A 17,480-nucleotide genomic window follows, 5' to 3' on the forward strand; every position below is an offset into this window, starting at 1 on the left:
CACTGAATTCGTCGGATATGCGCACGCCGTTGGCAGTCGCATACGAATCCAAGAAGAAGAGGTGAGCGAATGGCCGATCGGATGACACCGATGCAGCCCTGCATCGTATGCCACGACATCGCGATCTCACGCGGAGGGCGAACAATTTGGAGCGAAGGCACCTTCACCATTCCACGCGGCAGCGCGACCGCCATAGTCGGCACGAATGGTGCGGGCAAAACCACACTGATGAAAGCGGAGCTCGGGCTCATACCGCTTTCCCACGGCACGATGACCGTGCTGGGCAAACCGGCTGGTGAGATGAATGCGCACATCGGTTATGTACCACAAAGCTACGCCTCCGACATCGACTCATCGCTGACCGCCGAGCAATCGGTGTTGCTCGGTCTGACAGGCACCCGTTTCGGCTTCCACATCATTTCGAAAAAGGAGCGGGACAAGGCACGTGAGGCGATGGAATTCGTAGGCGTGCTCGACAAGGCCCCATACCGTCTCTCCCAGCTTTCAGGCGGCCTGCGCCAACGCGTCGCCATAGCCCAGGCCTTGGTGTCGGACCCAGAGCTGCTCATGCTCGACGAGCCATTGGCCAATCTCGATCTGGCCAGCCAACGCTCCACCGTGCACATTCTGGCCAAGCTCAACAGGGAACTCGGCATGACCATCCAGGTGGTGGCGCACGACCTCAATATGCTGCTGCCGATTCTCACCGGCGCCGTATACCTGCTCGACGGGCACCCCCACTTCGCCAAGCTGAACGAGGTGCTCGACTCCAAGTTGCTCACACACCTCTACGGCACCCAAGTGCAGGTGGTCACCACCCCGCAGGGAGACATGTTCGTCACCCCGAACGCAGACAACATCGGATGCAACGATCACCCAGACATGCACTCCTCGTCTGACGTCGCACAATTCCATCACCATGAGGATGTGCGCATGGACGACGACCACGCGCACATCGACAGGAAAGGCAATGGACAATGAGCTCGTTCTTCTCCTATGACCCGCTATGGACGCAGACGCTTACGATGCCCTTCATGCGCAATGCCTTCCTCGCAGGTCTGTGCATCGCGCTGAGTGCCGGCATCATCGGCTACTTCACCATTGCGCGCAACTCCACCTTCGCCTCGCATGCGCTTGCGCACATCGCATTGCCCGGAGCAACCGGCGCGGCGCTGCTGGGCGTTCCCATCGCCCTCGGTCTGGGCGTGTTTGCCGTGGGGGGCGCATGGGTGATTGCGGCTTTGGGCAAACGGGCCGGGGAACGCGAGATCGCCACGGGTACCGTGCTCGCGTTCGCCACCGGCCTCGGCCTGTACTTCGCCAGAATGTCAAGCTCTGCATCCCAGCAGCTGCAGGCCATTCTGTTCGGGTCAATCCTCACGATCACACCGGACCAGATTATCGGTTTCGCCATTTTCGACGCCGTGCTGATCATCCTCATGTGCATCGTCTATCGGCCGTTGCTGTTCAGCTCGCTCGATGAGCAGGTGGCGCAGGCGAAAGGTGTTCGGGTTGGCATCATGAATGCACTGTTCATGACCATCCTGGCCGGGGTGATCACCATCGCGGTGCCGGCGGTGGGAACGCTGCTCATCTTCGCGCTCGTGGTCACACCGGCAGCCACGTCCATGATCATTACCGACTCGCCGTTCAAAGCCATTGTGATGGCCATGGTGCTGTGTCTGGTGAGCATCTGGGGTGGGCTGGTGATCTCCACGATGTTCCCCGCCCCTCCGAGTTTCGTGATCGTCACGTTGTCCACACTGTTCTGGGGCATTGCGAAGGGCGTCGAAAGTGTCAGGAACCACCGGAATGGCGACTGACGAGATTGGGGCGACGACCCAGATTCGGCTGACGCATTGAGTGCGCCGTGACAATCCTCATAGATTGTCACGGCGCACTCGCACATATGCCTCTGATGGACGGGGACTGCTCACGCAGACGCGACCGTTTTCCTCACCAGTACGCTGGCGATGGCGGCCAACCCCTCGCCTCTGCCGGTGAAGCCCATGCCATCGGTGGTGGTCGCCGTGATGCCGACCGGGCAACCGCAGATCTGTGACATGCGTTGCTGTGCCTCATCACGGCGGCAACCGATCTTGGGTTGATTGCCGATGATGCTGATCGACATGCTCACCGGCTCGAACCCATGGGCATGCACTAACCTGAGGGTTTCACGGAGCATCGCTTCACCGCGCATCCCGGCTCCTCGGGAATCCGCACCCACACCGAACAGCGTGCCTATATCGCCCAATCCGGTGGCCGACGACAATGCATCGATGAGGGCATGCACGGCGACATCGCCATCCGAATCACCCTCGACACCATTGCCTTCCCACTCCAAACAGGCAAGAAAAAACGGTCTGGGATTGCGGGCATCGGCGAACCGATGCGCGTCGAATCCCAGACCATTGCGCAGATCAGACGAATCGCTCACTTCTTCTTCGACTTCTTGCTCTCGGACTCGAGACGGGCCAGCGTGTCTTGTGCCGGCTCCTCGGGGACCTCCGTGTGATGCTCGGCATCGCCTTCCTGCGGCTCGGCATAACCGAGGTTCACATCGAGCAGGCGCTGCGTCTCCTCCTCGCTGAGTTCCTCCGACAGGGCGATCTCTGAGGTGAGTATGCTACGCGCCTTTGTGAGCATGCGCTTCTCGCCTGCGGAGAGCCCGTGCTCATCCACGTCGCGCTGAGAAAGGTCGCGCACCACTTCGGCAATGTTGTTCACGTCGCCCGTGGCGATCTTCTCCACGTTGAGCTTGTACCGGCGTGACCAGTTCATCTCCTTCTCGACGATCGGCGTACGCAGAATCTCGAACACGCGGCTCACCTCGTCGCCGTCCACGATGTCGCGCACACCCACCTTCTTCAGGTTGTCGACCGGCACGAAGATCTCAAGATCATCGGATGAGAGCACCGAGAGCTTCAGGTACTCCCGGGTGACGCCCTTGACGGTCCGCTGCAAAATCTCTTCGACCCTAGCCGCACCGTGACGCGGATATACGACCATATCGCCGACCTTGTATCCCATGAATCCTCCGTAAGAGCAATGCAAAAACCCGTATAAGTATGCCCTATCGCTTGGACTTGCAAGGGTTTTGGGCAAAAAAGACGCTTTTTTACGCAGAATGGCTCCCGAACCCCGTGTTGCATGCTTATCCTCTATGTATGAGTAACAATCATTTCAATAAAGATGCCATCGTTGCAGTGGATCATGCCCAACTCGGCACCGTGAGCGAGGGTCGTTTCTACAACCCTCACGAGATTCTCGGCGCCCACCTCGGTAGCGGTGAATACAGCGACACCGCCACCGTCCGCGTACTTCGCCCTGACGCCAAGGAAGTCGTCATCGTCACCCCCGACAGCGAGACCAAGGCCGAACCGGAACTCAACGGCGTCTATGTCGCCGTGGTTCCCGCCGTGAAAACCGACAGGGGGTATTCGGTTCCCGACTACCGCCTGCGCATCACCAAGGAGGACGGCTCCACGGTGGTGGAGAACGACCCGTATCGATACCTGCCGACCGTGGGTGAGATGGATCTCTACCTGTTCGGCGAAGGACGCCATGAACGCCTATGGGAGGCCATGGGCGCCAACGTCAAGCGATATGAGGACTCCATGGGTGGCAATGATGGCACCCATGGCGAACCTGTGGTCGGCACTGCATTCACCGTCTGGGCGCCGAATGCACATTCGGTGCGAGTGGTGGGCGATTTCAACGGATGGAACGGCATCTGCCATTCGATGCGCGAACTCGGCTCCTCCGGCGTCTGGGAAATCTTTATCCCGGGTGTGACGGCCGGCGAGAAATACAAATATCAGATTCTCAACGTATTCAACACTTGGGAGATGAAGGCCGACCCAATGGAACGCTCGCACGAGGTGCCACCGAAGACGGCCTCGATTGTGGTGGAGTCCGAATACCATTGGAACGATTCCGACTGGATGGCCAAGCGCGCGAAAACCGACCCGCACCAGGGTCCCGTGGCGATCTACGAGGTAAATGCGAACAGTTGGCGTGACGACGTACACAGCTACCGCGAGCTTGCCGACAAGCTCGTGCCGTACGTCGCGAAGCTGGGCTTCACCCACGTGGAATTCATGCCGTTGGAGGAATACCCGTACCTCGGCAGCTGGGGCTATCAGGTGACCGGCTATTATGGCGTGGACTCCCGCCTGGGCTCCCCCGACGACTTCAAGTATCTCGTCGACAAGCTTCACGAGGCGGGTATCGGTGTAATCATGGATTGGGTCCCGGCGCACTTCCCGAAGGACGCCTTCGCATTGGGCCGTTTCGATGGAACGCCATTGTATGAGGACCCGGATCCGACCCGCGGCGAGCATCCGGATTGGGGGACGTACATCTTCAACTTCGGCCGCCGCGAGGTGCGCAACTTCCTGGTGGCCGACGCCTGCTTCTGGCTTGATGAGTACCATATGGACGGCCTGCGCGTCGACGCGGTCTCCTCGATGCTCTACCTCGACTACAGCCGTCAACCCGGTCAATGGCATCCGAACAAGTTCGGAGGACGCGAGAACCTCGAGGCCATCGACTTCATCAAGGAGGCCAACGCCACGGCCTACAAGAACAATCCGGGCATCATGATGATCGCCGAGGAATCCACTGCCTACCCGGGCGTCACCGCCCCGACCGACCAGGGCGGTCTGGGTTATGGACTCAAATGGAACATGGGCTGGATGCACGATACGCTTGAATACCTGCACGAGCAGCCGATCAACCGCAAGTGGCACCACAACGAGATCACGTTCTCCATGGTCTACGCCTATTCGGAGCATTATGTGCTGCCGATCAGCCATGACGAGGTGGTGTACGGCAAAGGATCGCTGTTCGGCAAGATGCCGGGCGACGATTGGCAGCGCTACGCCGGCGTGCGTTCCCTGTTCGCCTATCAATGGGCACATCCGGGCAAGAACCTCACCTTCATGGGCAATGAACTCGCACAGTACGGTGAGTGGGACTACAACAGCCAGCTTGACTGGGACTGCCTGAACTGGCCTGATCACCGTGGCGTGCAGCAACTGGTGGCCGACCTCAACGCTCTGTACAAGAAGTCTCCAGCCCTGTGGAGCCAGGACTTCACCCCCGACGGTTTCCAGTGGCTCACCAGTGACGATTCGGACCACAATACGTTGAGCTTCGTGCGAATCGGCAAAAACGGCGAGCAGATGGTCGTCGTGGTCAACTTCTCCGGAACGGCATGGCAGGACTACCAGGTGGCGCTCCCACAAGGCGGCCGTTGGCGGGAGGTACTCACCACTGACGACAGGAAGTACGGCGGGTCCGACATCCACAACACCAATATCGAAGCCAACGCCGGCCCCTACCATTCGCGCGATTATTCTACGAAGATAACCGTGCCGGCCCTCGGTGTCGTATTCTTGGAACCGGATAACAACTGACACAAGTTGAAGGAAGGGAGCAATAGCATGTCTGCTCCTTCGAATGACAACGAAGTACGACGCACCATACTCGTGGTCGAGGATGAGCCCACACTGGCTACAGCCATCGCCCAGAGACTGACCAATGAAGGCTGGACGGCCCGTGTCGCCGGAGACGGCGCCACGGCGGTGAAAGCCGCCGACAAGTTGCATCCGGATCTCATCATCATGGATCTCATGCTGCCCGTCATGGACGGCATCGAGGCAACGAAACGCATCGAGGCACAACATCCCATTCCGGTGCTCATGCTCACTGCGCGCGACGATGAGGCAGATGTGGTGATCGGACTGGGTGTCGGGGCCGACGACTATATGAGCAAACCGTTCTCGATGCGTGAGCTTGTCGCACGTGTGCGCGCATTGCTGCGCCGCGTGGACCGGGCCAAGGTGATTGCGCACAAGAGCGAGAATGATTGCATCCTTGATTTCGGCACGTTGGTCATCGATCCGGCCAAGCGCCAGGTGACACTCGATGGCAAGGAAGTGCATCTGACTCCCACCGAGTTCGATCTGCTGACCACGCTCGCCAAACAGCCGCATTCCGTGCTCACACGCGAGCAGCTGCTCGAAGAGGTGTGGGATTGGGTTGACGCCTCCAGCACCCGCACCGTCGATTCCCATGTGAAAGCGCTGCGTCATAAACTCGGCGCCTCCACGATCCGCACCGTGCATGGTGTGGGGTACGCCTTCGAACCGCCAGAAGCGTAAGGCTCATGACGGACGAGGCATACAACCGCCGAATGAGGCGCTCGCAGCATCGTAGGGATGCCAAGCGGCGCCTCGTTCGCTACTGTTCCACGCTCAAGGTGGAGATCACGATGCTCATTGTGGTCGCCACCGTGGGAGCCTTCCTGCTGGCATGGGTGTTTTCGAAGACCAAAATCAACGATTGGCTGGCGCTGCCCGTCACGCTCATCGTCATTCTGGTGTTCACCTACGCGACGTCGCGGCATCTGACCGATCCTTTGGGCCAGATGCGCGATGCCGCCGAACGTCTCTCCGACGGAGACTACACGGCGCGTGTTCCCGACTTCTCGAATAAGTACGATGAAGTGGGACAGCTTGCCCGCGCCTTCAACGACATGGCCGAGGAACTGCAGCATGAGGACCAGTTGCGGCGCGACATGATCGCGAATGTGGCGCACGAGCTGCGCACACCCGTCTCCGCACTGCAGGCGATGGTGGAGAATATGGCAGACGGTGTGGTGGAGCCGAACGAGAAGAATATGGAGAGCATTCTCGCCCAGACACACCGACTCACCGACCTGATCTCCTTCCTGCTTGATTTATCGCGCATCGAGGCCGGTTCCTCGAGCCTCAACATCGAGGAGTTCAACTTCGCGGATTTCATCGACGAGACAATCGCCCCCTTGAAGCTCCTTGACAGCAGCCGCGGGCATGACATCGAGACACACATTCCCTCGAACATCGTGATGGAGGGCGATGTGGACCGCCTACGTCAGCTGTACACGAACATCATCGCCAACGCGCTCAAGCATTCCCTCGACGACGCCAGTGTGCTCGTCGAGGCGCATGTGGACGATTCGCGCGGTACGGTGGTGACAAACATCGTCAACTTCGGTTCCCAGATTCCAGAAGATGTGCGCCACAAGATCTTCCAGCGCTTCGTCATGGGCATCACCACACGCGGTAGTGAATCCGGCGGCACCGGACTCGGACTGTCGATTGCGAAATGGGCTGCCACGTTGCATGGTGGCTCCATCCATGTGGTGGACGATTCGAGGGGCGTCGATTTCGAGATCGTACTGCCGCTGCATCCCGACGTGGAGGGTACAGGGCCTCGCAAGCAGTAGGTTCCGCACCCCCCTTCGATGGCTTCCCGCTCACGAGGCGAGAAGCCATATTCATATGAGTATCAGGCAACCATGTATCCGTGTTTCGATGGCGTGTAGGCCAGTGCGAGTGCGGTGAACACCGTATACCCATGTTCGGCGAGTACGGTGGCACATCGATTGATTGTCGCGCCGGTGGTCACGATGTCATCGATCAGGATCACCGTGCGGCATGCATCCATCTCCTTGTCGTGGGTGGCACGTTCATTAATGCAGATCGTCCGTCGCGCACGCTGCGCGCGTTGATCGGCACCGTTGGTCTCGACTGATTTGCTATGGGCGCGTACGATGAGCAATGGTGCCACCGTTGTCTGCATACCCCGTGCGTTGGCATGTGAGCATAGCGCCTTTGCCAGCGGTGCTAGTTGGCTGCGGCCTCGTCTACGCAATGAGGAGGCGGAGGATGGTGCGGGAACGATCAATATGTCGTTGGGAACAGCTGCCTGGGGGAATTGCTCGCCCGATTGTCTGCAGAATGCGAGCAGATCGTCGAACAGCCGGTTCAATGCCGTGACGAACGCCCCATCGCATTCCTCATCGCCGTGGTCCTTCCAATTGAGAATCGCCTCGCGTGCCACGCCACGGTAGAGTGCACAGGCAAATCCCAAATGCAACGTACCGGGATGCAGTCGGAACGGTATGCAATGGTGGAATTTCGACTCGCATCGACTGCAAAGCACTTCATCGGGAGCATCACATCCCGCACACCCGCGTGGAAACAGCAGATACCCCAGTTCCCTGAGCAATCCTGCGGCCGCCGCACACCATTCCCGAACGAACGATGTACCCATACCGCACTCCTCGCGTCTGCAGACTATCGTGAATTCCTGTTATACCAGTCGATGATGCGGTTGCAAAGCTGCAGGGTGTCTTCCGGACCGGTGACCCGGATGGCGATTGTTCCAGCCAAAGCCGCCGGATAGTCATTACCATCGGGGTCCATGCGATCACCCACAAAGGCAATCTGTCCCACCGTCACGCCAAGCATGTCTGCGAGCTTGCGTACGGCATACGCCTTGTCGACCCCTCTGTTCGAAATGTCGACGCTGGTGGAACCTCCCGAACGCACCGCGAGATGGGGAACATCCTTCTGCACGGCTTCGGCGAGCCGGTTCTTCTTCTCATTGGTGGGGTCCCATTCCTCCTTGGCCTCCACTGGAGCCTGTTGTCCGAGTGCGGAGAACGTGATCTGGCTACCGCGATCTTCGATGCGCGGCCCCCATGTGCGCGCCTGCCATATGCCGAGTTCACGGGCGTGACGTTCCAACGATTCGATGACCAGCCTGCGGTCCTCTTCGCTCAGGTTGTGTTCGTACGCCTCCTGCCAATCGTCGTCCTCGGGATTCCAACGGTAGTAGCGTGCACCTGATGTGGGCATCAGGTGCATATGTGAACGGTCGGCTTCATCGGAAAGCATATCGGTGACCTGCGAGCGCACGAGGTCGATGGTGCCACCGGAGATGATGGCCACGGGCAGCAGGCGCGTCAGCTGCGACAATGCATCAGCCATGGGCTTGTGCATTGGTTTCTTCGAACGGGCGAGTGTGCCGTCGAGGTCGAAAGCCATCACCTTCATCGTGGCACAGAGCCGTTCGATGTCGACCTCGTTCGCCAAGGCCATTGAGACTGATTGTGACATGTTCGCCTTACTCCTCGCGTTCTGTTCCACTAGAGTAATATACCAAAGACGGTGCGATGCCCTACAGTGGAACCATGATTCGTGCACCATGGGAAGAGAAGACGTACCGGAATCGTCACGGCAGAGGGGTCCGCACTCCCCCATTCGGGCGCCGCCTACCGCGCTATCGCACACGCAGTGGCATGTTCGACGACATGGCGATCGCCCAGATTCGCCGTCTCAACGATGCGTGGCCACAATTGCTAGAACCGTTGCAGTTCGCTGTGGAGGACGTTCCTCCCTCCTCCCCCGCCCCTTGGGAGACGAATCCGAGGCTCAATTCCCAAGCGTTTCCCGCTTCGCATGGCATACCGGCCCGTGTAGTGCTCTACCGCATGCCATTGCAGAGTCATGCGCGATCGCGGATGGACCTTCAGCTCGCCATTCGAGATGAACTGGTGCTGCGTATAGCTGAGCTCTATGGCCGCAGACCAGAGGAGATTGACCCGCAATGGGGCATGTGAGAGAACCTAGCGCATGATGGTGGCATCATGCATGGCGCGCACCGTCTGTTTGGCCACTTCGAGCCGCTCGGCGCCGACATAGGCCAAACCTTCGTGATCTGATGAGCTGACCTTGTCATTGGTGAGGAACGCTCCCCACACCAGGTCGCTCCCCTGATAATCCGTGGAGAGTGCAACGGCATTCTTCGAGATGTCCGTCGGACTGAGCATCACTGCGGAGTCTCCCTCCAAATGGATATCTCGGGTTCCGGCCGGCTCGCCATGTTCATCGTATGCCGTGAGCGACAACTCGATCGATTTAGACGAGGCGTTGACCATGCTCACATGCGCCTGTACCTCCGCGGGCAGCGCCAATGCAGATTGGGCATAGGGGCTGGCCGCATTCACGAAGGCGAAATCACGCGATCCGTCATCGGATGCGTCAATGCCGGCTGCGGCCTGAAAGTCGACATCACTTTCGACGAGCAGGGCCAATGCATCATCGGGAATGTCCTTCAATTCGACGACGTTCACCTCATTCGCCTTCATGGCTCGCTTCCCTGCGCTTTTGACACCGGATTGCGTGATCCACGACAGGTTGAGGGAAGCCGCTTGGGACACATATGCTCGCAGTGTCATCGCATTGCGGGAATCCCCCATATTGACAATCTGTGTGGTGGAGGCAGGATTCAAGGGCAACGTGAAATCATTGCCATCAGGATCAAGGCCCTTCATCGAGACCGTTCGTATTACCGACGCCACCGGCGACCCCTGCGATACCAGATTCACTCGGAGGGCATCCTGATTAGGTGCCGCGGCTGCCAGATCCACGGTCCTCTGTTCGCCGGCGCCAACCACGACACTGCTTTGCGTGGCCATCACAATCTGCCCGGGTTCCGTCCCCGTCATGGAAAGCTGCACAGTCGTCGACTTGTCTGTAGGATTCGCGATGAGCAGTTGCTGGGTGGTGCCCTCCTTCGTCCCTGAAATGAGGAAGCTCTGGTTCAATTGCGTGTTGATGCATGTAGAGGCGGCCACACCGGCGATATCGCCATTGCTCGCCCAAGAGGCCATGGATCCACTCGCCCCTGTTCCTGCACTCGCTCCCAGCAGTCTCGTCTCGAACACCTGCGGGGCTTCGGCGGAATCGGATGACGCCACCACGACCGAATCCGCAGTGGAATCCGCATCATCCGACTGTGGTCCCTGCAACACCGTGGATTTCGAATCGTCGCCCAATGGGGAAACCTGTGCGTGGAAAATCGAACCGAAGGCCGCATACCGTGCACTTGAAGCCAGATCCCCCACGCTAGCTTGGAATTCCCTGTCTCCGTAAGTACCCGTATCCGCCAGCCCCATCTGCGCCGGACAATACTGGTCCATGACCTTCGGACTCACTTCCTGCACCACCGAGGCATTAGCCGGATTGGCGTTGCCGAAACTCAGCTGCCGCCCGGGGATGAAGGCCATGACCAGTAGTGCGCCAGCCACCACGCATGCGGAAACCGTGGTGGCAGCGACTTTCGTCACCTTTGAATGCTTGGATGAACCGGACTCGAAGTGCTTGCTCATGCTTCCTCCTCGTTGCTCGCATGGGTGCGTGGAATGGCGACGATGCAATACAGGAACACGATGATTCCGAGACACCACAACCATGCGATCCTCCATGGGTTGTGGCTCTGCTCCACAATACCGGCATCATCAATGTGCTGTTCAGCGGGTGGATTCAAGGTGAACCGGTAATAGGTTCCTTTTGCATTGCTCACCACGGACTGCACTCCAGAGCAGGAGGTGATGTTCGCCAGCAACTGCGCACTGGCTCGTCCGCTGGCATCATGACCATCGGTGACCACATAGATACCTCCAAACCCCAAATCCGAGAGCTGAACGATCGCATCATCGTCGTTCTGTGCCAGCAATTGGGCTCCTGCACGGGCTATCTTGGTTTGATCCGCACCATCAGCGAAACCTTCGACGGCTTCGCGGGCACGCTGCGCAGGCGATGAGTCGATGAGATCACCGCTACCTGTGCGCATCACCGCATACTCGATCGTGTCAGCGCCTGTGGCCTCCAACGCCAGAATGCGCCGGTTTGCATCTGCACGCAAATACTCCTGTGCGACCTGCGGCAGCGCATAGTCGCTTTGGCCTATGCCGTCACGGTAGGCAATCTGGTAGCCATAAAATATTCCGGCGAAGGATGTCAAGGCCAATACGAACGCCACTGCCACACGACCTGCGATGCGAGCCGGACCATTTGAAACATGCTCCACAGCAAGACGAGTGAATTGCTTTGTGCCCGCCCCTGCCAACACAGCAACATTGGCGATGATGCCACACAACGCCATCGCAACACCTGGCAGCACAGAGCCGGCTGCCGGACCATATGGCTCTGCGGCAATCACCACTGCCGCAGAAACCATTGCCAGCAGCAGACCGCATAGAGAGACTGTCCACAGGATTCTACTTGCGCGGAACACCGAAGGACGTAGCAATGCGATCACGGCAAGCATAGTGATAAGGCATGCGGCAATGAACAGCGCCGCGTCACGGGCGCCATTCAGCGTGAACCATGTGCCCCATTGCGTGGGAGGAGCAATGCCGAAAGCCCGCCATGTCAACTCGCTCAGGTTCATGAGACGGGGAGCACCATTGACCTGCTCGACAGGGACCATGACATCGCCGAACAATTGGCGCATCATGCCATTGCCCGCATAGCGCACCGTATTCACCAAAGTGGGGGCGATGGCGAATGCAGACGGGAAGGGGATGAGCACCAGCATCATACGGTGCTGACGCACGAACACCAGAAAAGCCACGAACACGACGATGAGAGCGAGCAGCAATTGCGGCTCCGCCGCCACCGCCGGAATGAACATGAGCGCGGCGGCAGCGGCAGCCTGCACAGAAGCGCGGGGATTGACCGGCTGTTCGGTGCGGTACATGCCCACAGCTTTGAAACATAGGGCGAAAGCACCCGGCAGGAACACCATGACGGTCAGCATCGGAAGGTTCGCGCTGGAATACAGGCCCAGCGACAACGCCGTGGCGAACCACAGCAGGCCGCAGAACACACGAATCTCATCGGAACGCGTCACCACGCCCGCCAGTGCCCAGAAACTCAAGACGCATGCAGGAGCGGAGAGGAAGAAGATCGACGTCACCGCCGCAGCCACATGACCGCCGGTGAACACTGACGCCACCATGAGCACCAGAAGCCAGGGGGCGGGAGGCGCAGCCACACCGGTACCGGCACCGAAATTCCATGTGGTGGTGGCTGCCTCCACCAGCTGCCGGAATGTGGCATCAGTGGCCGGCAACTGATTGGAATACAGTGACCCGCCGGCGAATGCCGGACCGAACAATGGCCAATACATCACCATGAGACAGAGGAATGCCACTACGGAGGCAAGAAGGGCGTACGTCCAGCGACGTATGAGTCGGCGATGGAGATGGGACTGCGCCAATGGATCAAGCACCACGCCATCCTGTTCATCAGCAAACGCTTTGCTGCGCGCATTCCAGATCTTCAGTTGGGCCCTGTCTGCCACCAGATTCGACAGCTGGCTTCGGGATATGGCCTGAACCAGTTTGAGCCTATGACGTGCCACCAATGCAGGCGGCACATTCAACAATGCCAGCACCGGCATACACAGCATGCACCACGCACGGTAAGGCTGTTTGCGAAACAGGAGTCTGAGCGCTTGGAATAGGCATGCAAACACACTGCCGACCCAAAGCAGAGGCCACCAGCCGGCTGTGACATCGGTGTACAGGTATTTCTGCTCGCCACTCAACTGTGGCATCGATGTGTCGATGATCCTGCCGTCTGAGGTGGGCTGACCGTCATGGGTGCGAATGCCTTCGAACCTTGCACGTCGATGCGCGATACGGGCCGATGGAACGACTACCACGCGTTTGCCTGCTCGACATAGGCGCCGGCAGAAATCCGCCGATTCGTCGTAAGTGGTGAACCATGCATTAATGCCATGCATACTGCGCCATGTGTTCACCGGAATCAGGGCGCCGGCGAGGGAGACCGCGAACATGTCACTGCGGGAGTCGTACTGTTCCTGATCGGGCTCACCGTCCACGACCAACGACACCACCTCATGGTGTGATGCATATTTGCCTACATCGTGCAGACGCACGGCATCCCAATCCAATTGTTTGCAGCCGATCAACGCGGCAGTCGGCGTATTCGTCCACGTGTCGAGCAGCTGTTCCAGGCAGATCGGGTCAGCGGGCCGTGAATCGTCGTGCAGCAGCCATAAGGTCTTCGCCGCCGTATCAATCTGCGCATTGCGCAGTACCTTCGCCACCGCATCGCCGAAGGAACGCGCCTGCGCCACCTTGAGCACCTGCACATGCACTGTATGCTCCTGAGGAACACCATGCAGCGCATCAGCCTGCGTGGGGATCACTTTGAAACTCGTCTGCACCGATTGCAGGGTCTGCCCTGAGCAATCCGCAATCACAATGGTCGACGGCAGTACGCTCTGTCTCAGCACGGCGGCAAGGGTGTCCGGGAAGAATCGCATGTCGCTCTCCACCGTAATCACCGCCACCACATCGTCACGCACCGTTTGGTCGTGGGAATAGGGCCGTTGCGCCAAGGTGTCGCTGATCAGCTGCTGAATCTCGCTGTCGCCGGAAAGTCTCATATACGCCAGTGTACGCAACAGGGTCTATTCAAGGCATCTTGGGGTGAAAAGCGTGCAGATGCGCCCATTCCCATCTTTTTCTCAAGCGAGTACCTTATAATCATGAAACTGAATCGACATGTACGTGTGCACGCAGCGCGCGGGCGGCGCCGGCACTCCCCGGCGGAGACGACGAACAGAAAGGTATGAGCTTTGGCTTCACATACCGACGACAGCAAGCGTATCGTGAACATCGGCGGTCCTGTTGACGAGCATCCGCGGCACAGCACCGTGCAGGTCAGGCACGTGCGATACCGGATCCTCAAGATCATCGCGATGGTGCTGGTCGCTGTGCTCGTGTTCGCGGGCTCTGTGGCCGCGGCCACCTGGCTCAACATCAACAATGCGGTGCAGAGCGGCAAAATCAGAAGTCTCATCGAGGGTGAGTCAGACGAAGACGCCTATCTCGATCCCAATTCAGGCAAGCCAATCAACTTCGTGCTCATCGGCCAGGACACTCGCGATGGCGACGGCAACGGTGACGTCTCCGGTGACGGGGCCACTGAGGGAGGGCTACACAACGCCGACACCACAATGGTGGTGCAGATCGGGGCCGACAGAAACTATGTGAATCTCGTCTCCATTCCGCGAGACTCCCTTGTCGACGTGCCGGCATGCCATACCTCCAAGGAGACGATTCCGGCCCAATACGGCGTGCAGTTCAACTCGATCTTCGCGAATGCCTATTCGGTGGGAGGTGACCTCTCCTCCGCCGCCAGCTGCACGGTCAACGCCGTGAATGCGCTGACCGGACTTCATATCAGCAACTTCATCGTCGTCGATTTCAACGGTCTGAGCAAGATGATTGATTCAATCGACGGCGTCGACCTGTGCTTCCCCTCCGACGTGGACGACCCGAACACGAACATGCATCTGAAGAAGGGCATGCACCATCTCAATGGCGTGGAGGCGACCAATTATGCACGCCGTCGCCACGGCAACGACACCGACGGCTCCGACATCATGCGCACGACACGTCAGCAATACCTCATCAAATCCGTGTTGCAGAAGGCCATCTCTCGGAACCTGTTCACGCAGACCAGCCAGCTGTACCAGCTGGTCATGAATGCAATCCGTTCACTCAACTTCAGCTCGGGCATGGCCGATACCAATGCATTGATGGGTCTGGCCTTGAGTCTGCGCAATCTCAAGGTCGACCACCTGTATTCCCAGACTGTTCCGATCATGTCGGCCCCTCAGGACCCCAACCGCGTGGTTTGGACCGAGGATGCCAAGGCGGTGTGGGCCAAGTTCAAGGAAGCCAAGCCGTTATTCGGTTCAGATGACTCCGCGGGCGCAGACAAGCAGGAGGAGGAGCAATCCCAAGTTTCCGTTTCCGAGGAGCCGACGGAGCCCGCGCAGACCGAAGACCCCTCACCACAGCCGTCCGATGACTCGGGTTCGTCGAGTCAGGAGGAGAAGCCCAGGCTTGATGAGAAAACCGGGCTGCTGGTGCATCCCGATGGCATCTTGACCGACCCTGAGACCGGTGGCGTGGTGGACCCGGACGACGGATCGATCAAGGATCCGAACACGAACCAATACGTCGGCATCTCCTATCGTTACCTCAACAACACTATCTGCAAAGTGCCGGAGCACAGCGACGACTGAAACGGCGAAGGGGTCGGCCCGATGGCCGGCCCCTTCGCATTCCGCCGGATCTCGTTGGTCCATAATATCGGTATATCTTGGCAATATAGGCTTCTCAAGGAAAATCAGCAGGCGAGGGCATATGACGAACAACAATGCTACAGGCAATGATCTCCCACCGAGCTTTGCCCCTTCCCATTCCAAGAAGGGCTCCGCGCAGCCTCCAGTCACATCGGCGCCCAACGCTTCCTCGCCAACGCCCCCCAGCTTCACCCCAGGCCACATCTCATCACCCCATAATGGCAGAACCTCCTCGGCCGTGCCCGCATCATTCAAGCCGAAGCACAACCGAAATCCGCGCAGCTCATCATCGTCATCCTCGGTGGTTGGTTCCGATTCCCCCCGACAGCCTTCCCCCACAACCGCGCCATCCTATGCCCCACGCCGCTCACCAAGTCGGCACCAACACTCGCATCAGATGCCTACGAACTCTCGAAATGGACGATTCCCCGCACCGGCCGCCATGCGTAATACGGCGACCGCAGCAACCAGGAAACCACACCGCGTGCGCAACATGGTACTTGGTGTGCTGCTTGTCATCGTCATCGTGCTCGGCATAGGCGGCATCGGCACCTACGACTGGGTCAATTCCAATCTGCGCAAGGAAGCGTGGCTTACCACAGGCTCCGACACTCCCGGTACCTCCTGGCTCATTCTGGGTTCCGATGAACGTGACGGCACCACCGGTGCCGATGACACCCCAGGTGAGCGTACCGACACGATTCTCATACTGACCAAGCCGAAGCACGGACCCTGCTCACTCATCTCAGTGCCCCGCGATTCCCTCGTGCAGGTCGGCGACCAAATGCTCAAGATCAATGCCGTCATGCAGGTGTTCGGCAAGAAGGAACTCGTGACGCAGGTGGAATCGATCACTGGTCAGCACATCGACCATGTAGCCAAGCTCACCTTCGGCGGCCTCACCAAGGTGGTGGACGCCCTGGGCGGCGTCGAATTGTGCTACGACCAGGATGTGGATGACGAGAAATCCGAGTTGCATTGGAAATCCGGTTGCCATGTGGTGGACGGTAGAACGGCCTTGGCGTTCTCCCGTATGAGATACTCGGATCCACGCTCCGACTTCGGCCGTTCCGACCGCCAGCGCCAGGTGATCGGCGCCATCGCACAGAAGGCCACAGCGAAAAGTACATTGCTCAACATCGGGAAACTGAAGAAAGTGGGCGAGGCCGCACTTGGCTCCCTCACGGTGGATGACAAATCCACTCCATGGACGATGCTGCAGATGCTGCTCGCCTTCCGCGACGCCTCAGGATCCAACGGCATCACCGGAAGTCTGTACTGGACAGATCCCGGGTATTATGTGGACGGCGTGGGTTCCAGCGTCTTGCTGGACAACCAGAAGAACCTCGAGCTTTTCAAGCAGCTGCATGACGGCGACCATGCCCCGGGTCAGGTGGGCTCAACCTCCGAACAACAATAGTTATCCACATACCCGGGTCGCGCTTGATTCACCCCGATAACCGGCGCATAGTGGACGCATGGGCATTGAAACACCATATCGGGCGGTGCGCACCGCAGTCGGCCGGAAACGGTGGAGGCACAAGGGACACCTCCTGCGTGCAGCCATGCCTGCTCTCGCCCAGATCATCGTGCTGACGGCGTTGCTGTTGCAACGTCAATGGCTATTCGCCCTGATGGTCTCTTCAGGCATATTCGGCATGCTGGCGTCATTT

The 17,480-nt window shown here is 59.0% G+C and carries 14 protein-coding genes; 8 read left to right on the forward strand and 6 right to left on the reverse strand.

Going from position 1 to position 17,480, the window contains the following annotated elements; genetic code table 11:
- The first annotated feature begins 69 nt into the window (after positions 1-69).
- Both OGI63_RS09545 and OGI63_RS09550 read left to right on the forward strand, forming a co-directional pair.
- Positions 70-981 carry an ABC transporter ATP-binding protein gene (locus tag OGI63_RS09545; RefSeq protein WP_004217743.1) on the forward strand — a complete coding sequence of 304 codons (912 nt, stop codon included), beginning with the start codon at positions 70-72 and terminating at the stop codon, positions 979-981.
- Positions 978-1,823, forward strand: a complete 846-nt coding sequence (locus OGI63_RS09550; RefSeq protein ID WP_004217742.1) for a metal ABC transporter permease — start codon at positions 978-980, stop codon at positions 1,821-1,823. The genes OGI63_RS09545 and OGI63_RS09550 overlap by 4 nt, the downstream gene beginning before the upstream one ends.
- A 110-nt stretch (positions 1,824-1,933) precedes the next feature.
- On the opposite strand, the gene ispF is transcribed toward OGI63_RS09550, so the two are convergent.
- Together ispF and OGI63_RS09560 are read right to left on the reverse strand one after the other, a co-directional pair.
- Positions 1,934-2,437 carry a 2-C-methyl-D-erythritol 2,4-cyclodiphosphate synthase gene (gene ispF, locus OGI63_RS09555; RefSeq protein ID WP_004217741.1) on the reverse strand — a complete coding sequence of 168 codons (504 nt, stop codon included), beginning with the start codon at positions 2,435-2,437 and terminating at the stop codon, positions 1,934-1,936.
- Positions 2,434-3,030: a CarD family transcriptional regulator gene (locus OGI63_RS09560; RefSeq protein WP_004217740.1), complete on the reverse strand. Its 597-nt coding sequence runs from the start codon at positions 3,028-3,030 to the stop codon at positions 2,434-2,436. The genes ispF and OGI63_RS09560 overlap by 4 nt, the downstream gene beginning before the upstream one ends.
- Before the next feature lie 137 nt (positions 3,031-3,167).
- On the opposite strand from OGI63_RS09560, the gene glgB reads away from it, so the two are divergent.
- From glgB to OGI63_RS09575, 3 genes are read left to right on the forward strand one after another with little or no spacing between them, the layout of a single operon-like run.
- On the forward strand, positions 3,168-5,420 hold the full coding sequence (glgB, locus tag OGI63_RS09565) for a 1,4-alpha-glucan branching protein GlgB (protein ID WP_004269105.1): 2,253 nt from the start codon (positions 3,168-3,170) through the stop codon (positions 5,418-5,420).
- Positions 5,421-5,447: 27 nt separating this feature from the next.
- Entirely contained in the window at positions 5,448-6,167 is a 720-nt protein-coding gene (locus OGI63_RS09570; RefSeq protein ID WP_004217738.1) for a response regulator transcription factor, read from the forward strand.
- A 5-nt stretch (positions 6,168-6,172) separates the two neighbouring features.
- Positions 6,173-7,273, forward strand: a complete 1,101-nt coding sequence (locus OGI63_RS09575; protein ID WP_004217736.1) for a sensor histidine kinase — start codon at positions 6,173-6,175, stop codon at positions 7,271-7,273.
- 62 nt (positions 7,274-7,335) lie between these two features.
- On the opposite strand, the gene OGI63_RS09580 is transcribed toward OGI63_RS09575, so the two are convergent.
- The gene (locus tag OGI63_RS09580; RefSeq protein ID WP_014482961.1) at positions 7,336-8,103 is read right to left on the reverse strand and encodes a ComF family protein; all 768 of its coding nucleotides are present in this window, start codon (positions 8,101-8,103) and stop codon (positions 7,336-7,338) included.
- A 23-nt stretch (positions 8,104-8,126) separates the two neighbouring features.
- Positions 8,127-8,951 (reverse strand): HAD-IIB family hydrolase, encoded by an 825-nt coding sequence (locus tag OGI63_RS09585; protein WP_014483173.1) that lies wholly within the window; start codon positions 8,949-8,951, stop codon positions 8,127-8,129.
- A gap of 56 nt (positions 8,952-9,007) precedes the next feature.
- Between OGI63_RS09585 and OGI63_RS09590 the strand changes: the two genes are divergently transcribed.
- Positions 9,008-9,454, forward strand: coding sequence for a metallopeptidase family protein (locus OGI63_RS09590; protein WP_014482963.1), 447 nt, complete (start codon positions 9,008-9,010; stop codon positions 9,452-9,454).
- A gap of 6 nt (positions 9,455-9,460) precedes the next feature.
- Here OGI63_RS09590 and OGI63_RS09595 read toward each other — a convergent pair whose 3' ends face one another.
- The gene (locus OGI63_RS09595; protein WP_004217732.1) at positions 9,461-11,005 is read right to left on the reverse strand and encodes a DUF5719 family protein; all 1,545 of its coding nucleotides are present in this window, start codon (positions 11,003-11,005) and stop codon (positions 9,461-9,463) included.
- A complete protein-coding gene (locus tag OGI63_RS09600) occupies positions 11,002-14,097 on the reverse strand; it encodes a glycosyltransferase family 2 protein (RefSeq protein WP_004217731.1) in 3,096 nt (1,031 codons plus the stop codon). Before OGI63_RS09600 ends, OGI63_RS09595 begins: the two co-directional genes overlap by 4 nt.
- 192 nt (positions 14,098-14,289) lie before the next feature.
- On the opposite strand from OGI63_RS09600, the gene OGI63_RS09605 reads away from it, so the two are divergent.
- A complete protein-coding gene (locus OGI63_RS09605) occupies positions 14,290-15,747 on the forward strand; it encodes an LCP family protein (RefSeq protein ID WP_004217730.1) in 1,458 nt (485 codons plus the stop codon).
- A gap of 544 nt (positions 15,748-16,291) precedes the next feature.
- Positions 16,292-17,227 carry an LCP family protein gene (locus OGI63_RS09610; protein ID WP_004217729.1) on the forward strand — a complete coding sequence of 312 codons (936 nt, stop codon included), beginning with the start codon at positions 16,292-16,294 and terminating at the stop codon, positions 17,225-17,227.
- The last annotated feature ends 253 nt before the right edge of the window (positions 17,228-17,480 follow it).

It is taken from the genome of Bifidobacterium sp. KRGSERBCFTRI (assembly GCF_025908335.1).

What these genes read in the sequence shown, in the direction of transcription:
- OGI63_RS09545 (WP_004217743.1), top strand. Translation starts at nt 70, where the DNA reads ATGGCCGATCGGATGACACCGATGCAGCCCTGCATCGTATGCCACGAC.
- OGI63_RS09550 (WP_004217742.1), top strand. Translation starts at nt 978, where the DNA reads ATGAGCTCGTTCTTCTCCTATGACCCGCTATGGACGCAGACGCTTACG.
- OGI63_RS09560 (WP_004217740.1), bottom strand. Translation starts at nt 3,030, where the DNA reads ATGGGATACAAGGTCGGCGATATGGTCGTATATCCGCGTCACGGTGCG.
- glgB (WP_004269105.1), top strand. Translation starts at nt 3,168, where the DNA reads ATGAGTAACAATCATTTCAATAAAGATGCCATCGTTGCAGTGGATCAT.
- OGI63_RS09570 (WP_004217738.1), top strand. Translation starts at nt 5,448, where the DNA reads ATGTCTGCTCCTTCGAATGACAACGAAGTACGACGCACCATACTCGTG.
- OGI63_RS09575 (WP_004217736.1), top strand. Translation starts at nt 6,173, where the DNA reads ATGACGGACGAGGCATACAACCGCCGAATGAGGCGCTCGCAGCATCGT.
- OGI63_RS09580 (WP_014482961.1), bottom strand. Translation starts at nt 8,103, where the DNA reads ATGGGTACATCGTTCGTTCGGGAATGGTGTGCGGCGGCCGCAGGATTG.
- OGI63_RS09585 (WP_014483173.1), bottom strand. Translation starts at nt 8,951, where the DNA reads ATGTCACAATCAGTCTCAATGGCCTTGGCGAACGAGGTCGACATCGAA.
- OGI63_RS09590 (WP_014482963.1), top strand. Translation starts at nt 9,008, where the DNA reads ATGCCCTACAGTGGAACCATGATTCGTGCACCATGGGAAGAGAAGACG.
- OGI63_RS09595 (WP_004217732.1), bottom strand. Translation starts at nt 11,005, where the DNA reads ATGAGCAAGCACTTCGAGTCCGGTTCATCCAAGCATTCAAAGGTGACG.
- OGI63_RS09600 (WP_004217731.1), bottom strand. Translation starts at nt 14,097, where the DNA reads ATGAGACTTTCCGGCGACAGCGAGATTCAGCAGCTGATCAGCGACACC.